The organism is Streptomyces sp. NPDC052052 (assembly GCF_040680455.1).
GTDB lineage: Bacteria > Actinomycetota > Actinomycetes > Streptomycetales > Streptomycetaceae > Streptomyces.
The window spans coordinates 335,827-350,933 of record NZ_JBFAWU010000002.1; the positions used below are offsets into that span (position 1 = coordinate 335,827).

Annotated in this window: 13 protein-coding genes and 1 pseudogene; 6 read left to right on the top strand and 8 right to left on the bottom strand. The window is 70.9% G+C overall.

Features of this window, described 5'->3' with window-relative positions; genetic code table 11:
* Positions 1-92: 92 nt before the first annotated feature.
* Positions 93-1,370: a DUF1343 domain-containing protein gene (locus tag AB0L71_RS03445; protein WP_365237290.1), complete on the top strand. Its 1,278-nt coding sequence runs from the start codon at positions 93-95 to the stop codon at positions 1,368-1,370.
* A gap of 64 nt (positions 1,371-1,434) precedes the next feature.
* On the opposite strand, the gene AB0L71_RS03450 is transcribed toward AB0L71_RS03445, so the two are convergent.
* Positions 1,435-4,257 (bottom strand): penicillin acylase family protein, encoded by a 2,823-nt coding sequence (locus AB0L71_RS03450; RefSeq protein WP_365237292.1) that lies wholly within the window; start codon positions 4,255-4,257, stop codon positions 1,435-1,437.
* 226 nt (positions 4,258-4,483) lie between these two features.
* On the opposite strand from AB0L71_RS03450, the gene AB0L71_RS03455 reads away from it, so the two are divergent.
* Positions 4,484-5,092: a hypothetical protein gene (locus tag AB0L71_RS03455; RefSeq protein WP_365237294.1), complete on the top strand. Its 609-nt coding sequence runs from the start codon at positions 4,484-4,486 to the stop codon at positions 5,090-5,092.
* A gap of 64 nt (positions 5,093-5,156) precedes the next feature.
* Here the strand turns inward: AB0L71_RS03455 and soxR are convergent, their stop codons facing one another.
* Entirely contained in the window at positions 5,157-5,630 is a 474-nt protein-coding gene (soxR, locus tag AB0L71_RS03460) for a redox-sensitive transcriptional activator SoxR (protein WP_365237296.1), read from the bottom strand.
* A 130-nt stretch (positions 5,631-5,760) separates the two neighbouring features.
* Here soxR and AB0L71_RS03465 point away from each other — a divergent pair, with 130 nt between their 5' ends.
* A complete protein-coding gene (locus AB0L71_RS03465; RefSeq protein WP_365237298.1) occupies positions 5,761-6,222 on the top strand; it encodes a MaoC family dehydratase in 462 nt (153 codons plus the stop codon).
* Between the two features lie 6 nt (positions 6,223-6,228).
* On the opposite strand, the gene AB0L71_RS03470 is transcribed toward AB0L71_RS03465, so the two are convergent.
* The 3 genes from AB0L71_RS03470 to AB0L71_RS03480 form a co-directional block, all read right to left on the bottom strand.
* Positions 6,229-6,852: a TetR/AcrR family transcriptional regulator gene (locus AB0L71_RS03470; protein WP_365237300.1), complete on the bottom strand. Its 624-nt coding sequence runs from the start codon at positions 6,850-6,852 to the stop codon at positions 6,229-6,231.
* Positions 6,853-6,934: 82 nt separating this feature from the next.
* The gene (locus tag AB0L71_RS03475) at positions 6,935-7,225 is read right to left on the bottom strand and encodes a YiaA/YiaB family inner membrane protein (RefSeq protein ID WP_365237301.1); all 291 of its coding nucleotides are present in this window, start codon (positions 7,223-7,225) and stop codon (positions 6,935-6,937) included.
* A gap of 88 nt (positions 7,226-7,313) precedes the next feature.
* On the bottom strand, positions 7,314-8,465 hold the full coding sequence (locus AB0L71_RS03480) for an acyl-CoA dehydrogenase family protein (protein WP_365237303.1): 1,152 nt from the start codon (positions 8,463-8,465) through the stop codon (positions 7,314-7,316).
* Positions 8,466-8,530: 65 nt separating this feature from the next.
* Between AB0L71_RS03480 and AB0L71_RS03485 the strand changes: the two genes are divergently transcribed.
* From AB0L71_RS03485 to ppk2, 3 genes and pseudogenes are all read left to right on the top strand, one after another.
* On the top strand, positions 8,531-9,205 hold the full coding sequence (locus AB0L71_RS03485) for a TetR/AcrR family transcriptional regulator C-terminal domain-containing protein (RefSeq protein WP_365237305.1): 675 nt from the start codon (positions 8,531-8,533) through the stop codon (positions 9,203-9,205).
* Between the two features lie 21 nt (positions 9,206-9,226).
* Positions 9,227-9,353, top strand: a pseudogene (locus AB0L71_RS03490) (EamA family transporter); the annotation flags it as partial.
* Position 9,354: 1 nt separating this feature from the next.
* Entirely contained in the window at positions 9,355-10,380 is a 1,026-nt protein-coding gene (gene ppk2 / locus AB0L71_RS03495; protein ID WP_365237307.1) for a polyphosphate kinase 2, read from the top strand.
* Between the two features lie 45 nt (positions 10,381-10,425).
* Here the strand turns inward: ppk2 and AB0L71_RS03500 are convergent, their stop codons facing one another.
* From AB0L71_RS03500 to AB0L71_RS03510, 3 genes are all read right to left on the bottom strand, one after another.
* Positions 10,426-11,508 (bottom strand): Zn-dependent alcohol dehydrogenase, encoded by a 1,083-nt coding sequence (locus tag AB0L71_RS03500; RefSeq protein ID WP_365237309.1) that lies wholly within the window; start codon positions 11,506-11,508, stop codon positions 10,426-10,428.
* A 92-nt stretch (positions 11,509-11,600) separates the two neighbouring features.
* On the bottom strand, positions 11,601-12,995 hold the full coding sequence (locus AB0L71_RS03505) for an aldehyde dehydrogenase family protein (protein WP_365237311.1): 1,395 nt from the start codon (positions 12,993-12,995) through the stop codon (positions 11,601-11,603).
* Between the two features lie 133 nt (positions 12,996-13,128).
* Positions 13,129-15,015 carry an ABC transporter ATP-binding protein gene (locus AB0L71_RS03510; RefSeq protein WP_365237313.1) on the bottom strand — a complete coding sequence of 629 codons (1,887 nt, stop codon included), beginning with the start codon at positions 15,013-15,015 and terminating at the stop codon, positions 13,129-13,131.
* Positions 15,016-15,107: the final 92 nt, after the last annotated feature.

Sequence of the window (15,107 nt, forward strand, 5' to 3'; positions counted from 1 at the left end):
CACAACTGTCACGGCCAAGCTCATTCCATCGGGCCTGAACCAGCGCTAGCGTGCGTGTCCACGACAGACGTCGCGATCATGGAGGTTGCTGAATGAGCCTGTCCAGACGTGGTTTGCTGGCCGCCGGTGGCGCGATGGGAGCCCTCGTGGCCACGGGCACCGGCACCGGGGGCGCGACGGCCGCCCCCGCGTCCGCCGCGGAGCGGGCCAACGCGCACAGCAGGGTCCGTACCGGTTTCGACCGGCTTGCGGCGGACGGCTACTCCCTGCTGAAGGGGCAGAAGGTCGGGGTCGTCACCAACCCCACCGGGATCACCTCCGACGTACGGCACATCGTCGATGTGATGCACCCGGACGACCGGGTGGACCTGATCGCCGTCTTCGGGCCCGAGCACGGGTTCCGCGGCACCGCGCAGGCGGGTGGGTCGGAGGGGCGGTACGACGACCCGGCGACCGGACTCCCGGTCTACGACACGTACCTGAAGAGCGGTCAGCCGCTCGCCGATGTCTTCACCGCGTCCGGTGTGGACACGATCGTCTTCGACATCCAGGACGCGGGCGCCCGTTTCTACACCTATATCTGGACGCTGTACGACTGCATGGAGGCGGCGGCGCTCGCGGGCAAGCGGTTCGTCGTCCTGGACCGGCCGAACCCGATGACGGGGCGGGCGGCACTCGGGCCGGTGCTGGACCCGGCGTTCGGCACGTTCGTGGGCCGCCGGGAGATCGCGCAGGCGCACGGCATGACCGTCACCGAGCTGGCGCTGCTCTTCAACGCGGAGTTCCTGGCCGACCGTCCGGTGGACCTGAGCATCGTGAAGATGTCGGGGTGGAAGCGCTCGGACTTCTTCGACACGACCGGCCTGCCGTGGGTGCCGCCGAGCCCCAACATGCCGACGCCGGACACGGCGCTGGTCTACTCGGGGACCTGTCTGTTCGAGGGCACGAACCTCTCGGAGGGGCGCGGTACCACCCGTCCGTTCGAACTGCTCGGCGCGGAGGGCATCGACCACCGGTGGGCGGATGCCGCGAACGCCCTGGGTCTGCCGGGGGTCGCGTTCCGCGAGGCCTACTTCGCGCCGACGTTCTCGAAGTTCCAGGGGAAGACGGTCGGCGGGGTGCAGCTGCACGTCCAGGACCGCGAGGTCTTCGACCCGGTACGCACGGGGATCGGCCTGCTGGTGACGGCCAAGCAGACCTGGAGCGGATTCGCGTGGCGCTCGGACAACTGGATCGACAAGCTCACCGGCAACACGCGGGTCCGCACGATGATCGACGCGGGTGCGGACACCGATGAGGTGGTAGGGGCGTGGTCGGAGGACCTCGCCGCGTTCCGGGCCGTCCGCAAGAAGTACCTGCAGTACCGGTGAGACGGGCCGGGCGGGTCCGGTGCTTCCGGACCCGCCCGGCGCGGCACAGGCCGAGGCCGGTGGCCTACCGGTGGGTGGGGAACTCCACCACCTGCTGGTAGGTCGGGCGGTTCTGCCAGTGGATCGTCTTCTGGCTGATGCCGCCCAGTGCGCGGTGGATGATCGAGTCCGTGCACCACTGGTCGCCGGCATCGCAGTTGTCGTCACCGGGGTAGACCTCGGTGGCCGGCTCGGACGCCGCCTGCGCCAGGGAGGCGAGCAGCGCGTCCCGGCAGCTGTCCGGATCGCCGCCACCGCAGTAGGTCCTGGCGAGGGGGCCCCTGACCGGCTGCCCGAGGACCTGGCGCAGGTCCTTGTCCACGAAGCCCCACCAGCCGTACTGGAACGCCGAACCGCTGTGCGCCCCGCTCGGGCCGTGGCCGGCCGCCGGCGACTCGTCGGTGGCGAGGTTCTCGGTCAGCGCCGCGTACAGGTCGTCGCCGAGACCCGGCGCGAACTCCGCCTCCACCAGCTCGGGCCACCACGCGTCCATGACACGGATCGCGTCGGCATGGGTGTACGCGTGGGATCCCGGGCTGCTCTCCCGGCGCTGCGCTCCCGCCGCCTGCCAGGACTCCAACTGCTGGACGACGGCGTCGAGTCCGGCGTCGTCGACGGGACGGGAGCGGATCACCGCCAGCAGCTCGGGCAGCAGTTGCTCGCCGCGCAGATCGGTGACGGCGGCCTCGGCCATCGCCCGGGTGAGGGAGGCGCGGGTCACGCCGCCCGCCTCGACCAGCTTCGCCACCCGCCCGTCCAGGAGGTCGGCCCGGTGCACGGCGCCGAAGCCGAAGCCCGCCGAGGAGTACCCCTCGGCCTGCTTGTTGTTCCAGGAGACGTAGTAGTCCTGGCCGCTGGAGTGCGGGTGCTCGGCGAACGCGGTGTACGTGGCGGTGTTGGCGACCGGGTCGTAGCCCTTCCACTCGTAGGCCGGTTCGGCCTTCACCGGCAGGGCCGGATCGACGCCCGCCGAGCGCACCGGGTTCATGCCGCTGTTGTAGTACGCGGCGGTGCGTGAGTCGGCGTAGAACCAGTTGAACGCGTAGTCGATGTTGCTCGCGGCGCGCTGGAACGAGGCGGCGTCCGTGACGTAGTCGGGGTCGTTGAGCATCTGGAAGCCGATGATCGAGTCGGCCTCGTGGCGGTAGGTGGAGCGCAGTGAGGTGTACGCGACGGGCTTGCCGCCCACGGTGGCACGGTGGGTGACGATTCCGTAGGCGGTGCGCCTGACCTGCATCCGGTAGGAGCCCTTCGCCGTGGAGTCGGCGACGGTCGGCTTCCAGGAGTTGGTGCGGGACAGCGTCTCCATGGCGGTGCACGTACCGCGGTGGAGGTAGTACAGGGAGTCCTTGGTGGGCGTGGAGCCGTCGGGCTCGCACAGCTCGATGGCGTAGGTGTCGGTGATGTCCTGGCCGGCCGAGGTGGCGCTCCAGGCGTAGTCCTGGCCGCGGCCCATCTGGACGTACATGCCGACACCGGCGAAGGCGACACCGCGGGCGCTGATGCCGGGCCCCTGGAGTTCCTGAAGCATCATCAACTGCGGTGCGAAGTAGCCGGTCTGGGGTCCGAACACGGCGATCGGGTGCCCGCTCGCGGTATGCGCACCGGAGACCAGCAGGGCATTGGACATGCCGCGCTTCTGCGCACCGGAACCGGGCAGCGAGCCCTCGGGGAGGACGCCGTCGTCGTAGATGCCCTGGACCTTCCGGAGCGCGGCCGGGGCCGCGACCGGGCTCTTCCGGTCGGTGCCCGCGGAGCCCGTGCGGTCGAGGACCAGGGGTTCGGCCGTGACGGAGCCGCTGTCGGGCAGTGCGGTGCCGCGGGCCGCCGCGGGCTTGCCTGCGTAGGGGAACGCCGTGCCGTCATGGACCGTCAGCACGGCCTCGGGGTCGTTGCGCTGCCGGAACGACTCCCAGACCCTGGTGCCCTCGGCGACGCCGTACCGCTGCTGGGCGGAGAGCAGCGAGAGCGCCGCCTGCACCTCGCCGCCGCCACCACCGCCGAACTGGCCGCCCACGACGGAGGCGATCGAGATCAGGTCGGTCAGCACGAAGGGCTGGATCTCCCCCACGTTGGTGAGGGCGTCGATCTTGCCGGTGAGAACGTACTCACCGGGGAAGTAGCGGCCCTTCTTGGACTTCTCACGGTACGCGTTGATGCCGTCGACGTACGCCTGGGCATCCGCCATCGCCTGTTCGCCGCGGGCGCCCTCATGTGTCCTGATGTACTCGACCTGGGCTTCGAGATCGGCCTCGGTGTACGGGGCCTGCGGCCAGAACTGTTGCTCCAGCCCCTGGTTGGCGAGGGCGCCCCCCGCGAACGAGGTGAGTTCGCCGCGTCCGATGTGCCGGAACAGATCCATCAGCCAGAGCCGGTCCTGTCCGGCCGCGTAGCCGGCGCCGAACTCCGTGCCGTATCGGGTGGTGCCCTTGATGTGCGGGACGCCGGACGCCTTGTCGCGGGTGATGGTGACGTCGTCGCGCGGCGAGACGACGGACTCGGTCTGCCCGTCGGGGACACCGAACGAGGCGTCGTTGAAGAAGTCGGTCAGCTTCTGGTCGGTCAGACCCGTCTGCCCGGCCACCAGGCCGTTGTAGCGGTCGAGTTGGTCGTCACTGTGGGCGGGGTGCGTACCCAGTGCCTTGTTGGCGAGGATCTCGACGAGAGTGGCGTTGCCGTTCTCGCCGGGCGGCAGGATGTCGGCGCACTGGGCCTGGCAGTAGTCGGTGACGGATGCGGGCTGCGCTGCCGTGGCGCGGGACTGCGGCGAGGCAGCCAACAGGGTGGCGCCGAGCGCGAGAGCCGCTGCGACGGTGACGGCTCTGGACGTGACGGTGCGTGGGGGCATGCGTGCTCCTCCGGAAGGCCGATGGGCCGGAGGTTACTGGTGATATGACCGCTTGTTAAGATGAACAACAGTCACCTTCTCCGAATCGCCCCATGCGTTTGTGTCGAGCTTTCATGACGGGGCACCATCCCGCCTGATGGATACAGCCCCTGCTGAGGGATCCGAATCGGGCGGCCGTACGTCCATCCGTCGACGCCGAAGCACGAGCGACGGAGGTGGCGGCGCAGTGGCCGGATTCAGGAGTCTTGCGAGACAGGTCCGCGATCCGCGGAACGACCTGGCACTGCGGCGGTATTCGCTGCGCAAGTGCCTGGAGAGATTCGCCCCCTACGGGCATCGGGCGACCTGGGACCATCTGTGCGCCCGCCACGGGATCGAACCCGAGGACCGGTCCCCCGACCCGGTGCGGCTGCTGCGCGTGCTGGACGAGCTGGAGGCGGCGCGCGCCGTCTGGCTCGGCCATGAGGCGGAGTTCGCCGAGCGGCGCAGACGGGAGAAGCGCGAAGGCCTGCGCAGTCCCGGCACGTGTGACGACTGGCACCGGTCCGTCCGGGGCGGTTGCGGGGTCGCCCGCTGCGCGGACCCCGCGGTCCACCCCGCCGCGCCACTCGCCGACGTCCTCGGCCGGCTGGTCGCCGCTCTGGAGTCGCCACCGGGCACGGCCTGCCCGGTGTGCGAGGGGGCCGGCATCGTCTGGCGGCACGACCTGACGTGCGAGCCGTGGTCGGGACCGGTCTGCACGGAGTGCGGGATCATGGTGCCGCGAGCGGTGCTCACACCGGGGACCCTGGCACAGGCCAGGAGCGGGGATCACGGTCTGGCGCCCGCGGCATGACGGGCGGCCGCCTCACGTGACGGGGCCGGGGCACGCGAGCCCGGCCTGATCCATGAGGGAAGCCCTACGGGCGGTCGTCCGACGACCCTTCCGGCATCAGCCGCGAACCGCTGATCCGCTGACCGGAGATGTCGTCCGGGTTGGAGAGGACGCAGCTCTCCAGCGACAGACAGCCGCAGCCGATGCAGTCGGTGAGATGGTCCCGAAGCCGGCCCAACTGTTCGATCCGCTCGTCCAGTTCGGAGCGCCACGCCGCGGAGAGCCTCGCCCAGTCCTCCCGGTTCGGGGTGCGCTCGTCGGGGAGTTCGGCGAGCGCCTCCCGGATGGTGGCGAGCGGGATCCCGACCCGCTGCGCCGCCCGGACGAACGCGACCCTGCGCAGTGCGTCCCTGGTGAAGCGACGCTGATTGCCGCTGGTGCGGCGGCTGCTGATCAGGCCCTTGGCCTCGTAGAAGTGCAGGGCCGAGACCGCGGCGCCGCTGCGCGCGGAGAGCTGGCCGACCGTGAGTTCGTTGAGTGTCTGTGGGATCCGGGGCACCTCCCCCACCCTACGTGCCCCCCACCCGGCCGGTCCGCCGTTGACAGGAACGCACCCGCCAACCATGCTGAGCAAGCGCTTAGGAACGGGGGCGACCGTGATCGAGAACGGGAAGGGCGGGACCAGGGACATGACAGAGCCGAGGATCTTCACGTCCGCGCAGGAGCTGCGCGACGGGGTGGGCGAGCAGCTGGGTCACAGCGAGTGGCTGGAGATCGAGCAGAAGAGGATCGACCTCTTCGCCGACGCGACCGGGGACCACCAGTGGATCCATGTGGACCCAGAGCGGGCCGCCACCGGACCGTTCGGCTCGACGATCGCGCACGGTTACCTGACGCTCTCGCTGCTGCCCACCTTCGTACCCCAGATCATGCAGGTCGAGGGCATGAAGATGGGCATCAACTACGGGACGAACAAGGTCCGCTTCCCCTCCACCGTGCCCGTGGGGTCACGGCTGCGCGCGACGGCCGTGCTGACGAACGTCGAGGAGGCGGGGGGCGGCGTGCAGGTGACCGCCCTGGTCACGGTCGAGCGCGAGGGCAGCGACAAGCCGGTGTGCGTGGCCGAGTCGGTGTCGCGCTACTACTTCTGAGAACCGCTACCGCTTGGCGGCGACCATGCGCAGCACGAGGTCGGCGTAGAGTTCGCCGACCTCGTCGGGCGTCCGGCTGCCCCGCCCGTTGAACCAGCGCGCCACGTCGATGCAGAGCGAGAGCACCGCGAGCGTGGTGCCCGGGACGTCGGGCACGTCGAACTCCCCGTCCCGCACCCCCTCGCCGATGATCCGGCGCACCACCGCATCGCTCCTGCGCCGCAGCTCGACGATCTCGGCGCGGTGCTCCTCGCCGAGGGCGTCGAGTTCGTACTGGACCACCCGGGCCGTGGTGTGCCGCTCGGCGTGCCAGCGGACGAAGCACCGGACGGCCTCGGCCAGCCGCTCGGCGGCCGTTCCCCCGCTGTCGGCGGCCGCCTCCAGGACGGACAGGGCGCGGTCGTGGCCGATCCGGCTGATCCGGTGGAGCAGCTCTTCCTTGGTCCGGTAGTGGATGTAGAGGGCTGCGGGACTCATGCCCGCCCGGCCGGCGATGTCACGGGTGGTGGTGGCGTGGTACCCGCGCTCGGCGAAGGCGTCGACGGCGGCGACGAGGAGCCGCCTGGCCGCCTCGGGCGTCACCTCGGCCCACGGCTCCTGGTCGCCGTGGGTCTCCTCCGCCGCACTCATCGTCACTCGCCCCTCTCGTCAGCAGGACGAACACCATACCCCGAACCTGAGCAAGCGCTTAGAGTGCGTCCGGGCGGGGCCGTCAGAGCTTCTGGAAGGGGTCGTGATCGGCGAGGATCTTCTCCAGCCGGGCCTGGTCGACCCGGCTGACGATCCGCCCCTCCTCCTGGCGGTCCCGGATGACCTTGGCCAGGGTGAAGCAGGAGGTGACGAGATAGAGGACGCCGATCGCGAGGAATCCGCGGACCCAGGCGTCGGCGTCCAGGAAGTAGATGCCCAGCGCCACCGCGACCATCGCCACCCCGAAGGACGCGACGGCCTGGCCGTAGAAGGCCGAGGTGCTCTGCTGCTTGACCGATGATGTCTCATTCATGGCACCCAGCATGAAACGGCGCGACCCCTGCCACATCCGCCCTCCTACTCAGCCCGGTACTCAGACGCGCGTTCGAGCAGCGGTGTCGTCAGAAGGCGGAGACCCCGGTCAGTGCGCGGCCGATGATGAGCTTCTGGATCTGACTGGTGCCCTCGTACAGCGTCATGACCCGGGCGTCGCGCAGCAGCTTGCCGACCGGGTACTCGTCGATGTAGCCGTAGCCGCCGAAGACCTGGAGGGCGTTGCTGGCGGCGCGGACGGCGGCCTCGGAGGCGAAGAGCTTGGCCTTGGAGGCCGCGGTGGCGAAGTCCTCGCCCCGGTCGATGAGATCGGCCACCCGCCAGGTCAGCAGCCGGGCCGCGTCGACGTCCACGGAGATGTCGCTGATGAGTTCCTGGACGAGCTGGTGGCCCGCAATGGACTTGCCGAACTGCTCGCGCTCGCCCGCGTGGCGCACGGCGGCGTCGAGGGCGGCCTGCGCGATGCCCACACAGCCGGCGGCGACCGACATGCGCCCCTTGGCGAGGGCGGACATCGCGACGGAGAAGCCCCTGCCCTCCGGCCCGATGAGCGCCGAGGCGGGCACCCGGACATCCTCCAGGACCAGCTCGGCGGTGGCCTGGCCGCGCAGGCCGAGTTTGCCGTGGATGGTGCGACGGCCGAGTCCGGGGGTGTCGGCGGGGACCAGGAAGGCCGATATGCCCCGGTGGCCGGGGGTGTCGTTGGTACGGGCGAAGAGCAGCACCACATCGGCCCAGGTGCCGTTGGTGATGAACATCTTGCTGCCGTTGATGACGTAGGAGTCCCCGTCCCGGACGGCCTTCGTCGCCAGGTTCCCTGCGTCCGAGCCGGTACCGGGTTCGGTGAGACCGAAGCAGCCGACGGCCTCGCCCGAGGTGAGGCCGGGCAGCCACTGCCGCTTCTGCCTCTCGTCGCCCCAGGCCGCGATCGTCTTGGCGACCAGGCCGAGGGAGACGGAGACGATGCCGCGGACCGAGGAGTCGCCGCGGCCGAGCTCCTCGGTGACCAGGCAGTAGGCGAGGTGGTCGCCGCCCGAGCCGCCGTACTCCTCGGGGACGGTGAGCCCGAGGAAACCGACGGATCCCAGCTTCTTCACGATCGACCGGTCGACGCTCTCGGCCCGGTCCCACTCCACGACATGGGGGGCGATCTCCCGGGCGACGAAGTCCTCGGCGAGCCGCCGGACGGCTTCCTGCTCCTCGCTCAGCTCCAGGTTCATCCTTCGGCCCTCCCCATTTAATTAGCACTGCTAGTTTCCTGTTCGCAGGCCCTACTATGTGCCGCATGGCCCGACCGCGCAAGCCCCTCCTCAGCAGAGACCTCATCGTCGGGACGGCGAGCGCACTCGTGGACTCCGAGGGGCTCGACGCCGTCTCCACCCGTCGGCTCGCCGCCGAACTCGGGGTGAGCGGGCCCTCGCTCTACAACCACTTCCGCAACAAGGACGAGATCCTGGACGCCGTCGCGGACACCGTGTCCGCCCAGGTCGATCTGTCGATGTTCGACGAGTCGGACACCCGTGACTGGCGTGCCGCGCTGCACGACTGGGCCGTCTCCTACCGAGCGGCGCTCGCCGAGCATCCGCACATCGTCCCGGTGCTCGCCCGGGGACCGGGACGGCGGCCGGCCGGTCTGCGGGTCGCCGACGCGGTCTTCGGCGGCATGGTCAGGGCGGGCTGGCCGCCCGCCCAGGCGACGTACATCGGGGCCCTGATGCGCTACTTCATCACCGGCTCGGCCCTCGGTTCGTTCGCCCGCGGCTTCGTCGACGACGAGACGGCGTACGACCCTGCGGACTATCCGCACCTCGGACAGGCCCATCTGCTGGCCGACCACCGCCAGAAGGTCGACGAGGGGGCGTTCGAGACCGGGCTGCGCGCCCTGCTCGACGGCCTCCGCCTCCAGTACGAGCAGCTCCCACCCGCCGGCACGGTCCGGCCGGCGCCGAAGCGTTCCTGACGCCCGGCGACCGAGAGGGCCGAGGTGCCCGCGCCGCTCACCGTCGGCGGGGGGGCTGCTCTGCCTGGCCGGGGTGGCGGTCTCCCGGATGCGTACGCAGACTGGCCTGACGCGGAGAAATCCGGCTGAGCCGGTGGAGGGACGTTGACATGACGCGGAGCGCCAAGGGGCCGAGCAGCCGCAGGAAGCCGACGAAGAAGTCGGCCGGGCCCCGCGAGGACGTGCCGGACGTCCTCTCCGAGGCGGCCCGCCACGGCGGCCCGGCGCTCGAAGGCTTCGCGGTGACCGACAGCGGCGACGACGATCCGGTGCTCGTCACGCCCGAGGGCCGGGCCCAGGACGCCTGGCGCGAGGACTATCCGTACTCCAGGAAGCTCAGCCGCAAGGCGTACGAGAAGTCCAAGCGCGCCCTGCAGATCGAACTGCTCAAGCTCCAGCACTGGGTGAAGGAGCGCGACGAACGCATCGTGATCCTCTTCGAGGGGCGTGACGCGGCGGGCAAGGGTGGCACGATCAAACGCTTCACCGAGCATCTCAATCCCCGTGGTGCACGGGTGGTGGCGCTGGAGAAGCCCACCGAACGCGAGCGGAGCCAGTGGTACTTCCAGCGGTACACGGCCCATCTGCCCTCCGCCGGGGAGATCGTCCTGTTCGACCGGTCCTGGTACAACCGGGCCGGGGTGGAGCGGGTGATGGGGTTCTGCACCACCCGCGAATATCTGGAGTTCATGCACCAGGCACCGGGATTCGAGCGGATGCTCGCCCGGGACGGGATCCATCTGGTGAAGTTCTGGTTCTCGGTCTCGCGCAACGAGCAGCGCAACCGGTTCATGATCCGGCAGATCGATCCGGTGCGGCAGTGGAAGCTCAGCCCGGTCGACCTCGCCTCGCTCGACAAGTGGGACGCGTACACCGAGGCCAAGGAGCTGATGCTCTTCCACACGGACACGGCGGACGCGCCGTGGACAGTGGTCAAGAGCAACGACAAGAAGCGGGCCCGGCTGGAGGCGATCCGGCATGTGCTGCACCGCTTCGACTACCCGGGCAAGGACGCGGACGTGGTGGGAGAGCCCGACCCGCTGATCGTCGGCTCGGCCTCCCAGCTCTTCGAACAGGGCGAGATGGATGCCCGGCTGCTCACCACGGGACGGGTGGGGGCGCCGCCCACGACGTGAGTCCGGATCGGTCCCCCGGGGCGGGCCCCACCCCGGGGGCCGATCTCAGAAGACCACCACGGCCCGTCCGCCCTTGCCTGCGAGCATGGCGTCGAAGGCGGCCGGGATGCCGTCGAGCGTGATCCGCTCCGTCACCAGGGCCCCCAGGTCCATCCGTTGCGCACGGATGTGGTCCGCCAGCACGGGCAGGTCCCGCACGGGGTCGCAGTTGCCGTAGACGCAGCCGGAGAGGGTGCGCCCCCAGTGGAAGAGCTCCAGGGCGTTGAAGGTCACCTGCTGGTCCTTGCCGCCGATGCCGACGACCGTGGTCCTGCCGCCGCGGCGGGTCGACTCCCAGGCGGTGCGGATGGTGACGGCCCGCCCCACGCACTCGATGGCGGCGTCCACCCCCTGCCTGTCCGTGAGCGCACGGATCTCCCGGGCGGTGTGCTCCGAGGCGACCACGTAGTCCGTGGCTCCGGCCCGGCGTGCCAACTCCTCCTTGGCGGGGGAGACATCGACCGCGACGATGCGTGAGGCACCGGCGACACGGGCGGCCTGGAGCGCGGCCAGGCCCACTCCCCCGGCCCCGAACACGGCCACCGTCTCGCCCTCGCGCAGCCTCGCCGCGTGGTGCACGGCCCCGTATCCGGTGAGGACCGCACAGCCCAGAAGCGCGGCGTCGACCAGCGGGACGCCGTCCGGGAGGGGCAGGACGCAGCCCGCGGCGACGACCGTCTCCTCGGCGAACGCGGCGACGTTGAGGCCGGGGTGCAGCTCTCCGCCGCCGTCCGCGCGCCGGGCGTGGACGGCGGCGGCCCCGTCCAGCGCATGGGCGCACAGCCAGACCTCGCCCCGCACACAGGCGTGGCAACTGCCGCAGGAAGGCGCCCAGTTGAGCACCACCCCGTCACCGGGGGCGACATGGCCGACGCCCTCACCGACGGAGACGACCGTGCCCGCGCCCTCGTGTCCGAGCACGGCCGGGACCGGCACCCGCATCGTTCCGTCGGCCAGGGACAGATCGGAGTGGCAGACCCCGGCGGCGGCGAGGCGCACCCGCACCTGACCGGGGCCGGGCTCGGGAAGTTCGATGTCGGTGACCTCCAAAGGGGCCCCTACGGCGGGAAGTACGGCGGCTCGGACCACGAACGGCTCCTTGCTGATCGGACGGCGGCTCGGAGGGGCTTCGGAGAGGCTTCAGAGAAAGGAGAGGGACGGCTCGGGGGCCTGGGCGTGGTTCAGAACTGCAGGGACTTGGTCTGGAGGTACTCGCCGAGGCCGTGCGGGCCGAGCTCGCGGCCGACGCCGGACTGCTTGTAGCCGCCGAACGGGGCGATCGGGTTGAACCGGCCGCCGTTGATGTCGACCTGTCCGGTGTCCATCCGGCGGGCGAAGGCGACGGCCTCCGCGTCGTCGGCGGCCCAGACGGCGCCCGCGAGCCCGTAGACGGTGCCGTTGGCGATCCGGAGGGCGTCGTCCTCGTCCTCGTACTTCAGGATCGAGATGACCGGGCCGAAGATCTCCTCCTGGGCGATGGTCATCCCGGGGGTGACATCGGCGAACACGGTGGGGCTGACGTAGTACCCGGTCGGGTGCGGGGCCTCGGGGCCGCCGGCGACGAGCCGGGCGCCCTCCTCGATGCCCTTCTCGATGTAACCGCGCACCCGGGCCTGCTGCTTGGCGTTGACGAGCGGGCCGACCCGCTCCCCCGGCACGTACACGGCGACGGCCGCGGCAGCCAGGGCGACGGCCTCCTCGTACCGCTCGGCGTCCACGAGCATCCGGGTCCAGGCGCTGCACGTCTGGCCGGAGTTGGACATCACGTTGGCGACACCCGCCTTGACGGCCCGGGCCAGATCGGCGGAGGGCAGGATGACATTGGCCGACTTGCCGCCGAGCTCCAGCGCGACGCGCTTGACGGCACCGCCCGCGGTGGCGCCGATCTGCCTGCCGACGACGGTGGAGCCGGTGAACGAGACGAGGTCGACGTCCTCGTGCGCGGCGAGTGCCTGCCCGGCGACCGGGCCGAGACCGGTGACCAGGTTGAAGACCCCGGCGGGCAGGTCCGCCTCCTCGGTGGCCTCGGCGAAGAGCTGTGCGGTCAGCGGGGTGTCCTCGGCGGGCTTGAGCACGACCGTGCAGCCTGCCGCGAGCGCGGGAGCCACCTTGGCGACGATCTGGTGCAGCGGGTAGTTCCACGGGGTGATCGCCCCGACCACACCGACGGGCTCCAGCAGGACGGTGGAGTTGCCGTGCTTCTCCTCGAAGGGGTACGAGGCGGCCAGTTCCGCGTACGAACCGGCGACCAGGACCGGCAGCCCCACGTGCACCGCCTGCGCCAGCGGGAGCGGTGCGCCGAGTTCGGCGGTGACGGTGGCGGCGATCTCGTCCTGGCGGGCGGCCAGGACATCACGCAGGGCCGCGATCCGGGCCCCGCGTTCGGCGGGCGAGGTGGCCGCCCACCCCGGGAGCGCCGCGCGGGCGGCCCGTACCGCGGCGTCGACGTCCTCGGCCGTGCCGGCCGGGACCCGGGCGATGACCTGCTCGTCCGCCGGGTTCACCACCGCGATCGTGTCCGGGACCGATGCGGGACACCACTGTCCGCCGATGTACATACCGTCGTGGGCCTTCATGGCGTTTCCTCCCGGACATGGGTACGGCCGTTGTCGTCCGCACCCCAAACTAGCGGCGTTAGTTTTTCGGCGCCAGAGCCGCCCGGCACGCGCCGGGCGGCTCGGTCCGTACCGGCCTCGGCCGGGGCCGGTGTCAGCCGAGTTCTGCGGGTTGTGTGCCGGGGCTCGCGAACTGCGTCCGGTACAGCTCCTCGTACCGGCCGCCGGCCGCGACGAGTTCGTCGTGGGTTCCGCGCTCCACGATCCGCCCGCCCTCCACGACCAGGATGAGATCGGCCGCCCGCACGGTGGAGAGGCGGTGGGCGATCACCACGGCGGTGCGTCCGGCAAGTGCTTCGGCGAGCGCCTCCTGGACGGCTGCCTCGGAGGTGTTGTCCAGGTGGGCGGTGGCTTCGTCGAGAATGACGACGCGCTGGCGGGCCAGCAGCAGCCGGGCGATGGTCAACCGCTGCCGTTCACCGCCGGAGAGGCGGTAGCCGCGTTCGCCGACAACGGTGTCGAGCCCGTCCGGCAGCGAGGCGACGAGTCCGTCCAGCCGTGCGCGGCGCAGTGCGTCCCAGAGGTCCTCCTCGGTGGCTTCCGGGCGGGCGAGCAGGAGGTTGGCCCGGACCGATTCATGGAAGAGGTGGCCGTCCTGGGTGACCATCCCGAGGGTGTCACGCAGGGAGGCGGCGGACAGGTCGCGTACGTCGATGCCGCCGATGCGTACCGAGCCCGCGTCCGTGTCGTACAGCCGTGGCAGCAGTTGCGCGATGGTCGACTTGCCCGCCCCGGAGGAGCCGACGAGGGCCACGGTCCGGCCGGGTTCGGCGCGGAAGGAGATGCCGTGCAGCACTTCGCCGCCGTCGCGGGTGTCGAGGGTCGCGACGTCCTCCAGGGAGGCGAGGGAGACCTTGTCGGCGGACGGGTAGCCGAAGCGTACGTCGTCGAACTCCACGGAGACCGGCCCGTCCGGCACCGTCCGTGCGTCCGGCTTCTGGTCGATGAGCGGTTCGAGGTCGAGGACCTCGAAGACCCGCTCGAAGCTGACGAGGGCGCTCATCACCTCGACCCGTGCTCCGGCGAGGGCGGTGAGCGGGGCGTACAGCCGGGTCAGCAGCATGGCCAGGGCGACGACCGCACCCGCGTCCAACTGGCCGCGCAGCGCGTAGACCCCGCCGAGCCCGTAGACCAGGGCGAGCGCCAGCGCGGACACCAGGGTGAGGGCGGTGATGAACGCGGACTGGGCCATGGCCGTGCGTACCCCGATGTCGCGCACCCGGCCGGCTCGGGCGGCGAATTCGGCGGACTCGTCGGCGGGCCGGCCGAAGAGCTTGACCAGGGTGGCGCCCGGAGCGGAGAAGCGCTCGGTCATCCGGGTCCCCATCGCGGCGTTGTGGGCCGCGGCCTCCCGCTGGAGTCTCGCCATGCGTGAGCCCATGCGGCGCGCGGGCACGACGAACACCGGCAGCAGCACCAGGGCGAGTGCGGTGATCTGCCAGGAGATCGAGAGCATCACGACGAGGGTGAGGAGCAGCGTCACGAGGTTGCTGACGACACCGGAGAGTGTGTTGCTGAAGGCGCGCTGGGCTCCGATGACGTCGTTGTTGAGCCGGCTGACGAGCGCCCCGGTGCGGGTGCGGGTGAAGAACGCGATCGGCATGCGCTGCACATGGTCGAAGACGGCGGTGCGCAGGTCGAGGATCAGCCCTTCGCCGAGGTTCGCCGAGAGCCAGCGGCCGACCAGCCCGAGTGCCGCCTCGGTGACGGCGATCACGGCGATGAGCAGGGACAGTTGTACGACGGTGCCCCGGTCCCCGCCGGTCACGATCGCGTCCACGACGCGGCCGGCGAGGACGGGGGTGGCGACCGCGAGCAGCGCCGTCGCCACGCTCAGCACCAGGAACAGGACGACCCGGCGCCGGTGCGGACGGGCGAACGCGGCGATACGCCGCAGGGTGGCTCGGTCGAACGGGCGCCGGTCGGCCTGCGCGTTCATGACGTTGTGCAGCTGCGACCACGCGGTGGCATCCATACTCATGCAAGGAACGTACGACCTCCAGTGGACTTGAGGTCAACTCCGGGCTCAGGCCGGTGCGCTGGGGCTTCCCGGCAGCCCTTCCGGCCGGTTGC